This is a genomic window from Streptomyces sp. NPDC051740 (genome assembly GCF_044453165.1).
Taxonomy (GTDB): domain Bacteria; phylum Actinomycetota; class Actinomycetes; order Streptomycetales; family Streptomycetaceae; genus Streptomyces; species Streptomyces atrovirens.
Genome location: NZ_JBITCL010000001.1, coordinates 464,426 through 479,671 on the forward strand (window position 1 = coordinate 464,426; position 15,246 = coordinate 479,671).

The 15,246-nt window shown below is 72.6% G+C and carries 9 protein-coding genes; 6 read left to right on the forward strand and 3 right to left on the reverse strand.

Annotated elements, in window-relative coordinates:
• Nucleotides 1-61: 61 nt before the first annotated feature.
• The 3 genes from ACIA6T_RS02220 to ACIA6T_RS02230 all read right to left on the reverse strand — a co-directional run bounded on the left by ACIA6T_RS02220 (nucleotide 62) and on the right by ACIA6T_RS02230 (nucleotide 7,223).
• Nucleotides 62-1,525, reverse strand: coding sequence for a glutamate synthase subunit beta (locus ACIA6T_RS02220; protein WP_385056869.1), 1,464 nt, complete (start codon nucleotides 1,523-1,525; stop codon nucleotides 62-64).
• On the reverse strand, nucleotides 1,518-6,119 hold the full coding sequence (gltB, locus tag ACIA6T_RS02225; protein WP_399444811.1) for a glutamate synthase large subunit: 4,602 nt from the start codon (nucleotides 6,117-6,119) through the stop codon (nucleotides 1,518-1,520). Before gltB ends, ACIA6T_RS02220 begins: the two co-directional genes overlap by 8 nt.
• A gap of 372 nt (nucleotides 6,120-6,491) precedes the next feature.
• Complete coding sequence (locus ACIA6T_RS02230) at nucleotides 6,492-7,223, reverse strand: VIT1/CCC1 transporter family protein (RefSeq protein ID WP_399444646.1); 732 nt, start codon at nucleotides 7,221-7,223, stop codon at nucleotides 6,492-6,494.
• A 671-nt stretch (nucleotides 7,224-7,894) separates the two neighbouring features.
• On the opposite strand from ACIA6T_RS02230, the gene ACIA6T_RS02235 reads away from it, so the two are divergent.
• Genes ACIA6T_RS02235 through ACIA6T_RS02260 form a run of 6 tightly spaced genes read left to right on the forward strand, consistent with a single transcriptional unit; the run spans nucleotide 7,895 to nucleotide 15,100 of the window.
• A complete protein-coding gene (locus tag ACIA6T_RS02235) occupies nucleotides 7,895-8,908 on the forward strand; it encodes an ADP-ribosylglycohydrolase family protein (RefSeq protein ID WP_399444647.1) in 1,014 nt (337 codons plus the stop codon).
• Nucleotides 8,905-10,314: an ADP-ribosylglycohydrolase family protein gene (locus ACIA6T_RS02240; protein WP_399444648.1), complete on the forward strand. Its 1,410-nt coding sequence runs from the start codon at nucleotides 8,905-8,907 to the stop codon at nucleotides 10,312-10,314. The genes ACIA6T_RS02235 and ACIA6T_RS02240 overlap by 4 nt, the downstream gene beginning before the upstream one ends.
• Nucleotides 10,315-10,321: 7 nt before the next feature.
• On the forward strand, nucleotides 10,322-11,503 hold the full coding sequence (locus ACIA6T_RS02245; RefSeq protein WP_399444649.1) for an ADP-ribosylglycohydrolase family protein: 1,182 nt from the start codon (nucleotides 10,322-10,324) through the stop codon (nucleotides 11,501-11,503).
• Nucleotides 11,491-13,056, forward strand: coding sequence for an ADP-ribosylglycohydrolase family protein (locus tag ACIA6T_RS02250; RefSeq protein WP_399444650.1), 1,566 nt, complete (start codon nucleotides 11,491-11,493; stop codon nucleotides 13,054-13,056). Before ACIA6T_RS02245 ends, ACIA6T_RS02250 begins: the two co-directional genes overlap by 13 nt.
• A complete protein-coding gene (locus ACIA6T_RS02255) occupies nucleotides 13,053-14,273 on the forward strand; it encodes a CaiB/BaiF CoA transferase family protein (RefSeq protein WP_399444651.1) in 1,221 nt (406 codons plus the stop codon). The genes ACIA6T_RS02250 and ACIA6T_RS02255 overlap by 4 nt, the downstream gene beginning before the upstream one ends.
• Entirely contained in the window at nucleotides 14,270-15,100 is an 831-nt protein-coding gene (locus ACIA6T_RS02260; protein WP_399444652.1) for an HpcH/HpaI aldolase/citrate lyase family protein, read from the forward strand. The genes ACIA6T_RS02255 and ACIA6T_RS02260 overlap by 4 nt, the downstream gene beginning before the upstream one ends.
• The last annotated feature ends 146 nt before the right edge of the window (nucleotides 15,101-15,246 follow it).

Sequence of the window (15,246 nt, forward strand, 5' to 3'; positions counted from 1 at the left end):
TCCGTACGCCGTTGTACGGGACGTGTGTGAGGGACCGTCAGGTCACCTTGTGCACCGCTCGTCAGACCATCAGCGAGCGGTCCGTCGGGCGGATCGGGGCCGGCAGCTCGCTCGCCCCGGTGAGGAAGCGGTCGCAGCCGCGGGCGGCCGAGCGGCCCTCCGCGATCGCCCACACGATGAGCGACTGGCCGCGGCCGGCGTCACCGGCGACGAACACACCGGGCACGTTGGTCTGGAAGTCGGCGTCGCGGGCGATGTTACCGCGTTCGTCGAGGTCCAGGCCGAACTGCTCGACCAGGCCGTTGTCCCGGTCGGTACCGGTGAAGCCCATGGCGAGGGTGACGAGCTGGGCCGGGATCTTGCGCTCGGTGCCCGGCTTCGAGGTGAGCTTGCCGTCGACGAACTCGACCTCGCTCATGTGCAGCCACTGGACGTTGCCGTCCTCGTCGCCCTCGAAGTGGGTGGTGGAGACGGAGTAGATCCGCTCACCGCCCTCCTCGTGGGCGGACGTGACCTTGTACAGCATGGGGAAGGTCGGCCACGGCTGGGAGACCGGGTTCCGCTCCTCGTTCGGGCGGGGCATGATCTCCAGCTGGGTGACGGAGGCCGCGCCCTGGCGGTGGGCGGTGCCCACGCAGTCGGCGCCGGTGTCACCGCCGCCGATCACCACGACGTGCTTGCCCTCGGCCGAGATCGGCGGGGCGACGTAGTCGCCCTCCTGCACCTTGTTGGCCAGCGGCAGGTACTCCATGGCCTGGTGGATGCCCTTGAGCTCGCGGCCCGGCACCGGCAGGTCGCGCGCGGTCGTCGCGCCGACGGCGAGGACCACGGCGTCGTACCGCTTGCGCAGCGCGGTGGCCGGCATGTCGCGGCCGATCTCCACGCCCGTACGGAACTTGGTGCCCTCCGCGCGCATCTGCTCGATACGGCGGTTGATGTGCCGCTTCTCCATCTTGAACTCGGGGATGCCGTAGCGCAGCAGGCCGCCGATGCGGTCGGCGCGCTCGTACACCGCGACCGTGTGGCCGGCCCGGGTGAGCTGCTGGGCGGCGGCCAGGCCCGCGGGGCCGGAGCCGACGACCGCGACGGTCTTGCCGGAGAGGCGCTCGGGGACCTGCGGGGCGACGTCACCGGTCTCCCACGCCTTGTCGATGATCGAGACCTCGACGTTCTTGATGGTGACCGGCGGCTGGTTGATGCCGAGCACGCACGCCGACTCGCACGGAGCCGGGCACAGGCGGCCGGTGAACTCCGGGAAGTTGTTGGTGGCGTGCAGCCGCTCGGAGGCGGCGCCCCAGTCCTCGCGGTAGGCGTAGTCGTTCCACTCGGGGATGAGGTTCCCCAGCGGACAGCCGTTGTGGCAGAACGGGATGCCGCAGTCCATGCACCGGCTGGCCTGCTTGCTGATGATCGGCAGCAGGGAGCCGGGGACGTAGACCTCGTTCCAGTCCTTCCTGCGCTCCTCGACCGGACGGGACCTGGCGACCTCGCGGCCGTGGTTCAGAAAGCCCTTCGGGTCAGCCATTGATCGCCGCCTCCATCATCTTCTCGGTGATCTCGGTCTCGGAGAGACCTGCTCGCTCGGCGGCGTCCTTGGCGGCGAGCACTGCCTTGTACGTGCTGGGGATGATCTTGCTGAAGCGCTGCACGGCGGTGTCCCACTCGGCGAGCAGCTTCTCGGCGACGGTGGAGCCCGTCTCCTCCTGGTGGCGGCGGACCACGTCGTGCAGCCACTGCTTGTCGGCGTCGTCCAGGGCGCCCACGGCGTCCAGGTTGCCGGCGTTGACGTTGCTCCGGTCGAGGTCGATGACGTAGGCGACGCCGCCGGACATGCCGGCCGCGAAGTTGCGCCCCGTCTCGCCGAGGACGACCGCGTGACCGCCGGTCATGTACTCGCAGCCGTGGTCGCCCACGCCCTCGGAGACGACCGTCGCGCCGGAGTTGCGGACGCAGAACCGCTCGCCGGTCCGGCCGCGCAGGAACAGCTCGCCGCCGGTCGCGCCGTACGCGATCGTGTTGCCCGCGATGGTCGAGTACTCGGCGAGGTGGTCGGCCGCGCGGTCCGGGCGGACCACGATCCGGCCGCCGGACAGGCCCTTGCCGACGTAGTCGTTGGCGTCGCCCTCCAGGCGCAGCGTGACACCGCGCGGGAGGAAGGCGCCGAAGGACTGCCCCGCGGAGCCGGTGAAGGTGATGTCGATGGTGTCGTCGGGCAGGCCCGCACCGCCGAACTTCTTCGTCACCTCGTGGCCGAGCATGGTGCCGACCGTGCGGTTGATGTTGCGGATGGCGACCTGGGCGCGCACCGGCTGGGCGTCCTCGGCGCCGGACGCGGCGAGCGCGTCGGCGGCGAGCCTGATCAGCTCGTTGTCGAGCGCCTTCTCCAGACCGTGGTCCTGGGCGACGACCTGGTGGCGGACGGCGCCCTCGGGCAGCTCGGGCACGTGGAACAGCGGGGCCAGCTCCAGGCCCTGCGCCTTCCAGTGGTTCACCGCGCGGGTCACGTCGAGGATCTCGGCGTGGCCGACGGCCTCCTCGATGGAGCGGAAGCCCAGCTCGGCGAGGAGCTCGCGGACCTCCTCGGCGATGAACCGGAAGAAGTTCACGACGTACTCGGCCTTGCCGGAGAACCGGTCCCGCAGGACGGGGTTCTGGGTGGCGATGCCGACCGGGCAGGTGTCCAGGTGGCAGACGCGCATCATCACGCAGCCGGAGACGACCAGCGGGGCGGTGGCGAAGCCGAACTCCTCGGCGCCGAGGAGCGCGGCGATGACCACGTCACGGCCGGTCTTGAGCTGACCGTCGGTCTGCACGACGATCCGGTCGCGCAGGCCGTTGAGCAGCAGGGTCTGCTGGGTCTCGGCGAGGCCGAGCTCCCAGGGACCGCCGGCGTGCTTCAGCGACGTCAGCGGGGAGGCACCGGTGCCTCCGTCGTGACCGGAGATCAGGACGACGTCCGCGTGCGCCTTGGAGACACCCGCGGCGACGGTGCCGACGCCGACCTCGGAGACCAGCTTGACGTGAATGCGCGCCTGGGGGTTGGCGTTCTTCAGGTCGTGGATGAGCTGGGCGAGGTCCTCGATGGAGTAGATGTCGTGGTGCGGCGGCGGGGAGATGAGCCCCACGCCCGGCGTCGAGTGCCGGGTCTTCGCGACCCACGGGTAGACCTTGTGGCCGGGCAGCTGGCCGCCCTCACCGGGCTTGGCGCCCTGGGCCATCTTGATCTGGATGTCGTCGGAGTTGACCAGGTACTCGGAGGTCACACCGAAGCGGCCGGAGGCGACCTGCTTGATGGACGACCGGCGGGCCGGGTCGTACAGCCGCTCCGGGTCCTCGCCGCCCTCACCGGTGTTGGACTTGCCGCCCAGCTGGTTCATGGCGATGGCGAGCGTCTCGTGCGCCTCGCGGGAGATGGAGCCGTACGACATGGCGCCGGTGGAGAACCGCTTGACGATCTCGGAGACCGGCTCGACCTCGTCGACCGGGATCGGCTGCCGGCCGGAGGTGAAGCCGAACAGACCGCGGAGCGTCATCAGGCGCTCGGACTGCTCGTTCACCCGCTCGGTGTACTTCTTGAAGATGTCGTAGCGGCCGGAGCGCGTGGAGTGCTGGAGGCGGAAGACCGTCTCCGGGTCGAACAGGTGCGGCTCGCCCTCGCGGCGCCACTGGTACTCGCCGCCGATCTCCAGCGCGCGGTGCGCGGGAGCGATGCCGGAGGCGGGGTAGGCCTTGGCGTGGCGGGCGGCGACCTCCTTGGCGACGACGTCGATGCCGACGCCGCCGATCTTGGTGGCGGTGCCGTTGAAGTACTTCTCCACGAAGGCGTCCTCGAGACCGACGGCCTCGAAGACCTGGGCGCCGCGGTAGGAGGCGACCGTGGAGATGCCCATCTTGGACATGACCTTCAGGACGCCCTTGCCGAGGGCGTAGATCAGGTTGCGGATGGCCTTCTCGGCCTCGATGCCCGGCAGGAAGGTGCCCGCGCGGACCAGGTCCTCGACGGACTCCATCGCCAGGTACGGGTTGACGGCGGCGGCGCCGTAGCCGATGAGCAGGGCGACGTGGTGGACCTCGCGGACGTCACCGGCCTCGACCAGCAGACCCACCTGGGTGCGCTGCTTGGTGCGGATGAGGTGGTGGTGGACGGCCGCGGTGAGCAGCAGCGACGGGATCGGCGCGTGCTCGGCGTCGGAGTGCCGGTCGGACAGGACGATCAGCCGGGCGCCGTTCTCTATGGCGGCGTCGGCCTCGGCGCAGATGTCCTCGATGCGTTCGGCGAGCGCGTCACCGCCGCCGGACACCCGGTACAGGCCGGAGAGGGTCGCGGCCTTGAAGCCGGGCATGTCGCCGTCGGCGTTGATGTGGATGAGCTTGGCCAGCTCGTCGTTGTCGATCACCGGGAAGGGCAGGACGACACTGCGGCAGGAGGCCGCGGTCGGCTCCAGCAGGTTGCCCGACGGGCCCAGCGGGGAGCGCAGGGAGGTGACCAGTTCCTCGCGGATCGCGTCCAGCGGCGGGTTGGTGACCTGCGCGAAGAGCTGGGTGAAGTAGTCGAAGAGCAGGCGCGGGCGCTCGCTCAGCGCGGCGATCGGCGAGTCGGTGCCCATCGAGCCGATCGGCTCGGCGCCGGCCTTGGCCATCGGCGCGATCAGGACCCGCAGCTCCTCCTCGGTGTAGCCGAAGGTCTGCTGGCGGCGGGTGACCGAGGCGTGGGTGTGCACGATGTGCTCGCGCTCGGGCAGGTCGGGCAGCTCGATCTCGCCGGCCTCGAGCCACTCCGCGTAGGGGTGCTCGGCGGCGAGCCCGTCCTTGATCTCGTCGTCCTCGATGATGCGGTGCTCGACGGTGTCCACCAGGAACATCCGGCCGGGCTGCAGGCGGCCCTTGCGGACGACCTTCGCCGGGTCGATGTCGAGGACGCCGACCTCGGAGCCGAGGACGACGAGGCCGTCGTCGGTGACCCAGTAGCGGCCGGGGCGCAGACCGTTGCGGTCGAGTACGGCGCCGACCTGGGTGCCGTCGGTGAAGGTGACGCAGGCGGGGCCGTCCCAGGGCTCCATCATCGTGGAGTGGTACTGGTAGAAGGCGCGCCGGGCCGGGTCCATGGAGTCGTGGTTCTCCCACGCCTCCGGGATCATCATCAGCACGGAGTGCGGCAGCGAACGCCCGCCCAGGTGCAGCAGTTCGAGGACCTCGTCGAAGGAGGCGGAGTCCGAGGCGTCGGGCGTACAGACCGGGAAGATCCGCTCGAGGTTCTTGTCCTCGGCGCCGAACAGGTCGGAGACGAGCTGGGACTCGCGGGCGCGCATCCAGTTGCGGTTGCCCTTGACGGTGTTGATCTCACCGTTGTGCGCGACGAAGCGGTACGGGTGCGCGAGCGGCCACGACGGGAAGGTGTTCGTGGAGAACCGGGAGTGCACCAGCGCGATCGCGGAGCCGAAGCGGCGGTCGGACAGGTCCGGGAAGAAGGGCTCGAGCTGGCCGGTGGTCAGCATGCCCTTGTAGACGATGGTCCGCGCGGACAGCGACGGGAAGTAGACGCCGACCTCGCGCTCGGCGCGCTTGCGCAGCACGAACGCCTTGCGGTCGAGGTCGAGGCCCTTGAGCTCACCGGCGCTGACGAAGATCTGCCGGAAGACCGGCATCGTCGAGCGGGCGGTGGCGCCGAGCAGTTCGGGCGCGACCGGCACCTCGCGCCAGCCGAGGACGGTCAGGTCCTCGGCGGCGGCGATCTCCTCGACGCGGGCGACGGCGGCGTCGGCGCCGTCCTCCGGCAGGAAGGCGATACCGACCGCGTAACCGCCGGCCTCGGGCAGCTCGAATCCGGCCACCTCGCGGAAGAAGGTGTCCGGGACCTGGGAGAGGATTCCGGCGCCGTCGCCGGAGTCCGGCTCGGAACCGGTGGCACCGCGGTGTTCGAGGTTGCGCAGGACCGTGAGGGCCTGATCCACCAGGGTGTGGGACGCCTCGCCGGTGAGGGTTGCGACGAAGCCGACGCCGCAGGCGTCGTGCTCGTTGCGGGGGTCGTACATACCCTGCGCAGCAGGGCGAGCATCCATGAACGACCAGTTCAGGCGGTCGTTCATGGAATGCTGGGACGGCTGGCGCGGCGTACGCATCGGCTCTCCCGTCGTCGTCATGTGGCATGTGGCAAGTGCCGAGGGACGACGTTGGCCCTCTGCGTGGTGCAAAATTTCGTGCAGGTTACATGATGGAGCGGTTCTCGGAAACCGGGATAATCCGTTCCAGCATGCGGACACCACATGGGTCGCGGCGAGGTTCCGCGCCTGGCGGTGGAAGCCATGGGGGCCGGTCGGACAGATCGGTGTCCATCGCGGCCCTATGGCGGGAAAGGGCTCCTTCGCCCGACCCGCGGGGCACGCCGTCGGCCTCTTTGCCCACAGCGCTTACGGCTCATGCCCAGTGGTCATGCGGCCGAAACCAGCAATTTACGACTACTTATGCGGCCCAACGCATAAGTGCGAGTCGCACTATCCTACGGCCGTTCCGAACAGTGTGCCCAGGACGTACGTCACACCGGCCGCCGCGCCACCGAGGGCGAGCTGCCGCAGACCGCTGTACCACCAGGTCCGTGCCGTCACCTTGGCCACCACCGCGCCGCACAGGAAGAGCCCGAGCAGCGCCAGCAGCACGGCGGGCCACAGGCTGCTCGCGCCGAGCAGATACGGCAGTACGGGCAGCAGGGCGCCCAGTGCGAAGGAGCCGAAGCTGGACACGGCGGCGACGGTGGGCGAGGGCAGGTCGAAGGGGTCGATGCCGAGTTCCTCGCGGGCGTGGATCTCCAGCGCCTGCTCGGGGTCCCGGGAGAGCTGCCGGGCGACCTCACGGGCCAGCCCGGGCTCGACGCCACGGGACTCGTAGAGCGCGGCGAGCTCGGCCTCCTCGTCCTTGGGGTGCTTGCGCAGCTCACGCCGCTCGACGTCGAGCTCGGCCTCGACCAGCTCACGCTGGGAGGCGACGGAGGTGTACTCGCCGGCCGCCATGGAGAAGGCACCGGCGGCCAGACCGGCGAGACCGGTGAGCACGACGGTCTGCTGACTGACCGCCCCTCCGGCGACACCGGTCATCAGGGCGAGGTTGGAGACCAGTCCGTCCATCGCGCCGAAGACCGCGGGGCGCAGCCAGCCGCCGTTCACGTCCCGGTGCGTGTGGTTGTCGCGGTGCGCCTCGTGCAGCGTCGCCTCGGTCTCGATGATGGCCATGCCTGTGTCCCCCACAGCTCTTCTTTGGACAAGTTCTATTCTTCGACAACACTCAACGTACGCCTCCTCATTCCTTCCCGCCAGCAAGGAAAGGCTGGGCTAACCTGCGGTTTTGCGGGTTTTGCTCGTTTGCGTGGATGGGTGCGCAGATGTCGACCGGGTGACGCTGGGGCCGGTGAGGCTGCGCCGAGTACCGAGCCGGGGACAGATGCGCAAAGGGCTCCGCGCCTCTCGGGGCGCACCTGAGAGGAGAGCCGCGTATGGCATCGACCGCCCGCATCCCCTCTGTCCCGGCCGGCCCGGCCGGCCCGGCCGGCCCGGCCGGCCCGGCTGTTTCGGCCGGCCCGGTTGCGCCGACTGGCCCGGTTGCGTCGGCGGTTTTGGCCGGCCCGGCTGTTCCGGCTGGCCCGGCTGTTCCGGCTGTTCCGGCCGGCCCGGTTGCGCCGGCTGGCCCGGTTGCGTCGGCGGTTTTGGCCGGCCCGGCTGTTCCGGCTGGCCCGGCTGTTCCGGCTGTTTCGGCCGGCCCGGTTGCGCCGACTGGCCCGGTTGCGTCGGCGGTTTTGGCCGGCCCGGCTGTTCCGGCTGTTCCGGCTGTTCCGGCTGGCTCGGCTGTTCCGGCCGGCTCGGCTGTTCCGGCCGGCCCGGTTGCGTCGGCTGTTCCGGCCGGCCCGGTGCCCGGGGACGTCCTCGGGCGCCGTGAGCGGGCGCGCGGCGCGCTGCTCGGTCTGGCCGTCGGCGACGCGCTGGGCGCCCCGGCCGAGAACATGAAGCCCTCCGAGATCCGCGCGCGGTGGGGCCGCATCACGGGATACGTGACGGAGCACCCGGCGGGCACGGACGACACCGAGTACGCGATCTTCTCCGGCCTGCTGCTGGCCCGGCACGGCTCCGCGCTCACCCCGGCGCATGTCGAGGCGGCCTGGCACGAGTGGATCGCGGACCACGCGGAGGGCCCTTTCCGGGGCGCCGGCTTCAGCGAGCGCGGCACGCTGGAGAACCTGCGCCGGGGACTGGCGGCGCCGATCTCCGCCCAGCACCGGCACGCCTGGAGCGACGGGCTGGCGATGCGGGCGGCACCCCACGGGGTGTTCGCGGCCGGCCGTCCCGACGAGGCGGCCCGGCTGGCGGCGATCGACGGTTCGGTCAGCCACGACGGCGAGGGCATCTACGGCGGCCAGGCGGTCGCGGCGGGCGTCGCGGCGGCGATGGCCGGGGCGCCGGTGGTCGCGGTCGTGGCCTCGGCCCTGGCGGTGGTCCCGGACGACTCCTGGACCGCCCGCTCACTGCGCCGCGCCGTCACCGCGGCCCACCTGGGCGAACGCGCGGTCCGCGCGGCGGTGGTGATCGGCGGCTACCCGTGGACGGACCTGGCCCCCGAGGCGGTCGCCCTCGCCTTCGGCGCGTACGCGGCGGCCGACGGCGACTTCGAACAGGCGGTGCTGACGGCCGTCAACATGGGGCGCGACGCGGACACCACGGCGGCGGTGGCCGGCGCCCTGGCGGGCGCGACGCGGGGCGCCGCGGCGATCCCGCCGGCCTGGTCGTCCGCCATCACCCCGGCCCGCGGCACCTGCCTCCCGACCATGGCGGGCCACCACGTCCTGGACATCGCGGACCTGCTGACGCCGGAGGCACCCGACGACTTGGTCCTGGCACCGGCCGACAAGACGGAGGCGCCCACATGATCCCCCTCACCGAGGCAGACCCCACAGCCGCCACCGAGACCACCCCACACAACCCACCCGCGCCCGACGCCACCGAGACCACCCCACCCGCACCACCCGCACCACCCGCAGCCGCCGACGGCGAGAACGCCCCACAGGGGCCACCCGCACCCGACGACGAACGCCGCACGGGTGGTGCGGGTGGGAACATCCGGGCCGAAGGCGAAGCCGAGGCCGAAAGCCCCACCCAGCCGCCGCAGGCACAGGCACAGGCACAGGCACGGGCCGAAGCCAAGGCCGTCGAAACCGCGCCGCAGGCGAGGATCGAGGGCCTCCTCCTCGGCCTCGCCGCAGGCGACGCCGCCGGCTGGCCCGCCGCCCGCCACCGAGCGGCAAGGATGCCCGAGTGGACACGCCGCCTCACCCGCGAGCTCGACACCTTCGCCGAACAGAACGCCACGACCACCCTCCCCGTCCCCATCGCCCTCAACCAGCCCTCCGAACCCCTGCGCCTGGGCCCCTCCGACGACGCCGAATGGGCGGCCTTCGCCGCGGAAGCCGTCCTCCGCGCCGGAGACGACACCGCCTTCGGCGACCTGAGCCGAGAACGCCGCACCCGCGCGGCGATCGACCTGACCTGGAACACCGTCGCCGGCGAGGTCGCCGCGGCGGCGGACCGCGCCCCCGAGACGGAGTCCGCCGTACTCCCCCTGCGGGCCCGCATCTCCGTCCGCGCCGGCCTCGGCAACCTCGCCACCGGCCTGCGCCCGCCCGCCACCGGCCACGACAACCCCCACTACTTCGACGACGCCGCCTGCGTACGCGCCTGCGTGCTGGCCGTGGCCCACCCCGGCGACCCACGGGCCGCCGCCGACCTCGCGGAGTTCGACGCCCGCTACACCCAGGACGGCGACGGCGTGCACGGCGCCCGCGCCATGGCCGCCGCCGTCTCCCTCGCGCTGACCGGCGCGGACCCGCACACCTGTGTGGCGGCGGCCTGCGCCGAGCTGCCCGAGGACACGGAGATCGGCCGCAACGCCCGGCACGCCCTGAAGCTCGCGGCGGACGCCGACAGCGCCTTCGCCCTCGTACCGCCGCTGGAGCACCAGATCGTCGACCACGTCTACAGCTACGGCGTCGCCGCCGCCGAGACCGTCCCCGTCGCCCTCGCCCTCACCACCGCCGCCCACGGCCGGATCGCGGAGGCGGTCCCCGCGGCGGCCTGTCTGTCCCGGGTCGCGGACTCCGCCCCGGCGCTCGTCGGCGCCCTCACCGGCGCGCTGGGCGGCGGGGCCGCGATCCCGGAGACGTGGCGGGAGAGCTGCCGCACCCTCTCCGGCTGCGTACTCCCCCGGCTCACCGGCACGGACCTGGTGGAACTCGCCGGACTCCTGGAAGCCGCACAACCGGCCCCGCCGGGGGGATGATTCGGACATGACGCGCGAAGAGGCGGAAAAGAGTGACCAGGGCCTGCCCCTGGACGAACGGATCACCGGCGCCCTCGTCGGGGCGGCCGTCGGCGACGCCCTCGGGGGGCCGGTCGAGGGGTACTCCCCCGAGCAGATCACCGAGCGCCACGGCGGGCGCGTACACGGCGTCGTCGGCCCGTGGAACGGCGACGCGTGGCGCACCGCCCGCCCCATCGCGCCGTACCACAAGGGCGACGGCCACGTCACCGACGACACCCTGATGACGCACGCACTGATCCGGGTGTACGCGACGGTCCGCGACCACCTGGACGCCTACGCCGTCGCCGACCACCTGGTCCCGGACCTGATGACGAACCCGCGCTGGATCCCGGAGCTGGAGGCGGAGGCGATCCCGCTGCAGCGGATCTTCCTCGCCGAGAAGTGGCTCGTGGCCCGCCTGCACTACGGTCACGTCGACCCGCGCGAGGCCGGTGCCGGCAACATCGTCAACTGCGGTGCCGCGATGTACATGGCCCCGGTCGGCCTGGTCAACGCCGCCCATCCGGCCGCCGCCTACGCCGAGGCGCTGGATGTCGCGGGCGCGCACCAGTCGTCGTACGGCAGGGAGGCGGCCGGTGTCTTCGCGGCGGCCGTGGCGGCGGCGTGCGCGCCGGGTGCGACGGCGGACTCGGTGGTCGCCGCGTGTCTGGCCTTGGCGAAGGACGGCACCCGGGAGGCGATCGAGAAGGTCTGCGACGTCGCCTCGCGCCACACGGACTTCGAGTCGGCGCTGGGTCCGCTGCGGGAGGCGGTGACGCCGTACGACACGGTCGGCCCCGACTACCGCTCCCCCTCGCTGGGTGCCCGCCGCCCGTCCCGGCTGCACGCCGTCGAGGAACTCCCGGTCGCGCTGGGCATGCTGGTGGTGGCCGGCGGCGACTTCCGCCACGCGGTCCTGGGCGCGGTGAACTACGGCCGCGACTGCGACTCCATCGCCACGATGGCCGGCGCGGTGGCCGGCGCGCTCGGCTCACCGGTCCCCGAGGGCTGGGCCAAGACGGTGGCGGAGGCCAGCCGCCTGGACCTGTGGGAACCGGCGACCGTGCTCACCACCGTGACCCGCGAGATCTTCGCGCGGGACGTGGACCGCCGCCGCGCCCACGAGCGGGCGTTCGCGGACCTGGGAGGTCCCGGATGCTCCGACTGACCTGGGTCCAACCGGAGGACCTGATCGGCCACGAACTGCGCCAGGCGTCCCAGGACGGCCGGGAACCCTCCGCCATCGCCGCCCGCTGGCGAGCGGCAGGCGGCCCCGAAGCCCCGGCGCACGCGGGCGCGTCCCCGAAACCGGCCTCCCCCTACCTCCGCCTCCTGGCCACCGACCTCCTGGACGAACTCGCCGACCTCCCCAGCGCCCTCGCGGACGACGAACCGACCGACCTCACCAGAATCAAATCCCTGTGCCCCGACTGGCCGTCGCTCCCGCGTTCCCGCGGGCAGTCGTGCCGCTGGGGCGGCACGGGTGGGCGATGGGGGTCCCCCCGCTCATGGGGGTCCCCCCGCTCATGGGGGTCCCCCCGCTCGAGCGAAGCCGAGAGTGGGGGAGAAGCCGAGAGTGGGGGAGAAGCCGAGAGTGGGGGAGAAGCCGAGAGTGGGGGAGGCACCCCGCAAACGCCGGGCCGCGCGAGCACCCCCCGCCCAGCACACACCGCCGCCCTGGAAGCCGCCTGGCTCGGCAGAGCAGCCGGCTGCCTCCTGGGCAAACCGGTGGAGAAACTCCCCCTCACCGCCATCCGCCAACTGGCCCAGGCAACCGGCAACTGGCCCCTGACCAACTACTTCACCGCCCACGGCGTCCCCGAGGACCTCCTCACCAGACACCCCTGGAACCGCCGCTCCGCGACGACCTCCCTCGCCGAGAACATCGACGGCATGCCCGAGGACGACGACCTCAACTACCCCCTCCTGAACCTCCTCGTCCTCCAACGCCACACCCGCGCCTTCACCCCCACCGACGTGGCCCGCGTCTGGCTGGACGAACTCCCCGCCGGCCGCACCTTCACCGCCGAACGCGTCGCCTACCGCAACCTCCTCAGCGGCCTGGAACCCCCACTGACCGCCCGCCGCCACAACCCCTTCCGCGAGTGGATCGGCGCCCTGATCCGCGCCGACGTGCACGGCTGGACCAACCCCGGCGACCCGGCCGCCGCCGCCGAGCAGGCCCACCGCGACGCCACCCTCACCCACACCGCCAACGGCGTCTACGCGGCGATGTTCACGGCGGCCGTCATCGCCACCGCCGCCACCGGCGACCACGACGTCCACGCCTGTCTGCGCGCCGGCCTCACCGTCGTCCCGCCCCGCTCCCGCCTCGCCCGAGCCGTCCGCCAGGCCGTTCGACTGGCGCACGAGCACACCGACTTCGACACCGTCGTCGACGTCCTGCACGCCACCTACGCCGCCACCCACCACTGGGTGCACGCCGTCCCCAACACCGCCCTGATCGCCGCCGCCCTCACCCACGCCGACGGCGACTTCACCGGCTCCGTCTGCCGCGCGGTGTCCGGCGGCTGGGACACCGACTCCAACGGTGCGACGGCCGGCAGCGTCGCCGCCCTTCTCGCCGGTTCGCCCCGCGCCCTCCCCGAACACTGGACGGCCCCGCTGAAGAACCGCCTGGCCACCTCCGTCGGCGGCTTCCACGGCACCGGCTTCGACACCCTGGCCCGTCTGACCCACCTGGAGGCCACCCGCCCATGACGCCGTACGACGACCCCGCCCCCGTCCCCACCGGCCCCCCGCTGACCGGCCTGCGCGTCCTGGACCTCGCCACCCTCTTCGCCGGCCCCCTCGCCGCTACCCTGCTCGGCGACTTCGGCGCGGAGGTCGTCAAGGTCGAGCACCCGAGGAAACCGGACCCCTCCCGCGGCCACGGCCCGTCGAAGGACGGCATCGGCCTGTGGTGGAAGATGCTCGGCCGCAACAAGCGCACCATCACCCTCGACCTGTCCACGCCCGGCGGACAGGCCACCCTCCTGCGCCTCGCCGGGACCGCCGACGTGATCATCGAGAACTTCCGCCCCGGCACCCTGGAGAAGTGGGACCTGGGCTGGCCCGAGCTGTCCGCCGTCAACCCCCGGCTGGTCCTGGTCCGGGTCACCGGCTTCGGCCAGTTCGGCCCGTACGCGCACCGCCCCGGCTTCGGCACCCTCGCCGAGGCGATGAGCGGCTTCGCCGCGATCACCGGCGAACCGGACGCGCCGCCCACCCTCCCCCCGTTCGGTCTGGCGGACTCCATCGCGGGCCTGACCACGGCGTACGCGGTCATGACCGCGCTCGCCGGCCGGGACCGCACGGGAGAGGGCCAGGTCGTCGACATGGCGCTGATCGAGCCGATCCTGACCGCGCTGGGCCCCCAGCCCACCTGGTACGACCAGCTCGGCCACGTCCAGCCCCGTACCGGCAACCGCTCCCAGAACAACGCCCCGCGCGGCACCTACCTCACCGCCGACGGCACCTGGGTCGCCGTCTCCACCTCGGCCCAGTCGATCGCCGAGCGCGTGATGGTGCTGGTGGGCCGTCCCGACCTGATCGAGGAGCCCTGGTTCGCCACCGGTGAGGACCGGGCCCGGCACGCGGACGTGCTGGACGAGGCGGTCGGCGGCTGGATCGCCCGGCACACCCGCACCGACGTGCTGGCCGCCTTCGAGAAGGCGGAGGCGGCCGTCGCCCCCATCCAGGACGTACGGGACGTCATGACGGACCCGCAGTACCAGGCCCTGAACACGATCACCACGGTCGACGATCCCGAGCTGGGTCCGCTGCGCATGCAGAACGTGCTCTTCCGGCTCTCCGGCACCCCGGGCGCGATCCGCTGGGCGGGCCGCCCGCACGGCGCGGACACCGAGGAGGTCCTGACCGAGCTGGGTCTCACGCCCGACGACCTCGCGGAGCTCCGCGCGGAGGGCGCCCTGTGACGGGCTTCCCGCTGACCTGGCTGTACGCCCCCGGCGACCGTCCTCCCGTGGTGGCGAAGGCGCTCACCTCCGGCGCCGACGTGGTGGTGGTCGACCTGGAGGACGCGGTCGCCCCCGACCGCAAGGCCTACGCCCGCTCCGCCACCGCCGAGCTGCTGCGCGACCGCCAGCCGGTCCCGGTCCACGTCCGCGTCAACGCCCTGTCCGGCCCCTGGGCCCGCGCCGACCTCGCGGCCGTCGCGCACGCCCCCGGCCTGTCCGGCCTGCGCCTGCCCAAGGTGTCGTCCCCGGCCGACGTCGTACGCGTCGCCCGGCGCGCCGTGTCCGCCCACGGCGGCACACTGCCCCTGTACGCCCTCCTGGAGACGGCCCTCGGCATCGAACGCGCCCATGCCGTGGCCACCGCCCACCCGTCCCTGCGCGGCATCGCCATCGGGGAGGCGGACCTACGGGCCGACCTGGGCGTACGCGACGACGCGGGCCTCGACTGGTCCCGTTCCCGGGTGGTCGTCGCCGCGCGTGCGGCGGGCCTCGCCCCGCCCACCCAGTCCGTCCACCCCGACATCCGCGACCTGAACGGCCTGGCCGCCTCCTGCGCCCACGGCCGCGCCCTGGGTTTCCTGGGCCGCGCCGCGATCCACCCCCGTCAACTGCCGGTCATCGAGCGCGCCTACCTCCCCACGGAGGAGGAGATCGAGCAGGCGGAAACCATTCTCAAGGCAGCGGCCTCCGACCAGAGCGCCCAAGCCCTCCCCAACGGCACCTTCATCGACACAGCGGTAGTAAAAGCAGCCCAAAGAACCCTGTCCCTGACCACCAGACCCTGACCCACCCGTGAACCACGAGCAGCCGCGCCGCCGCCCCACCGCTCCCGCGAACAACCACCCGCCGCCATTCCCGCGAACAGCCGCCCGCCGCCGTTGCCGCGGGCAATCGTGCCGCTGGGGCGGCACGGGTGGGCGCGACGGCACCC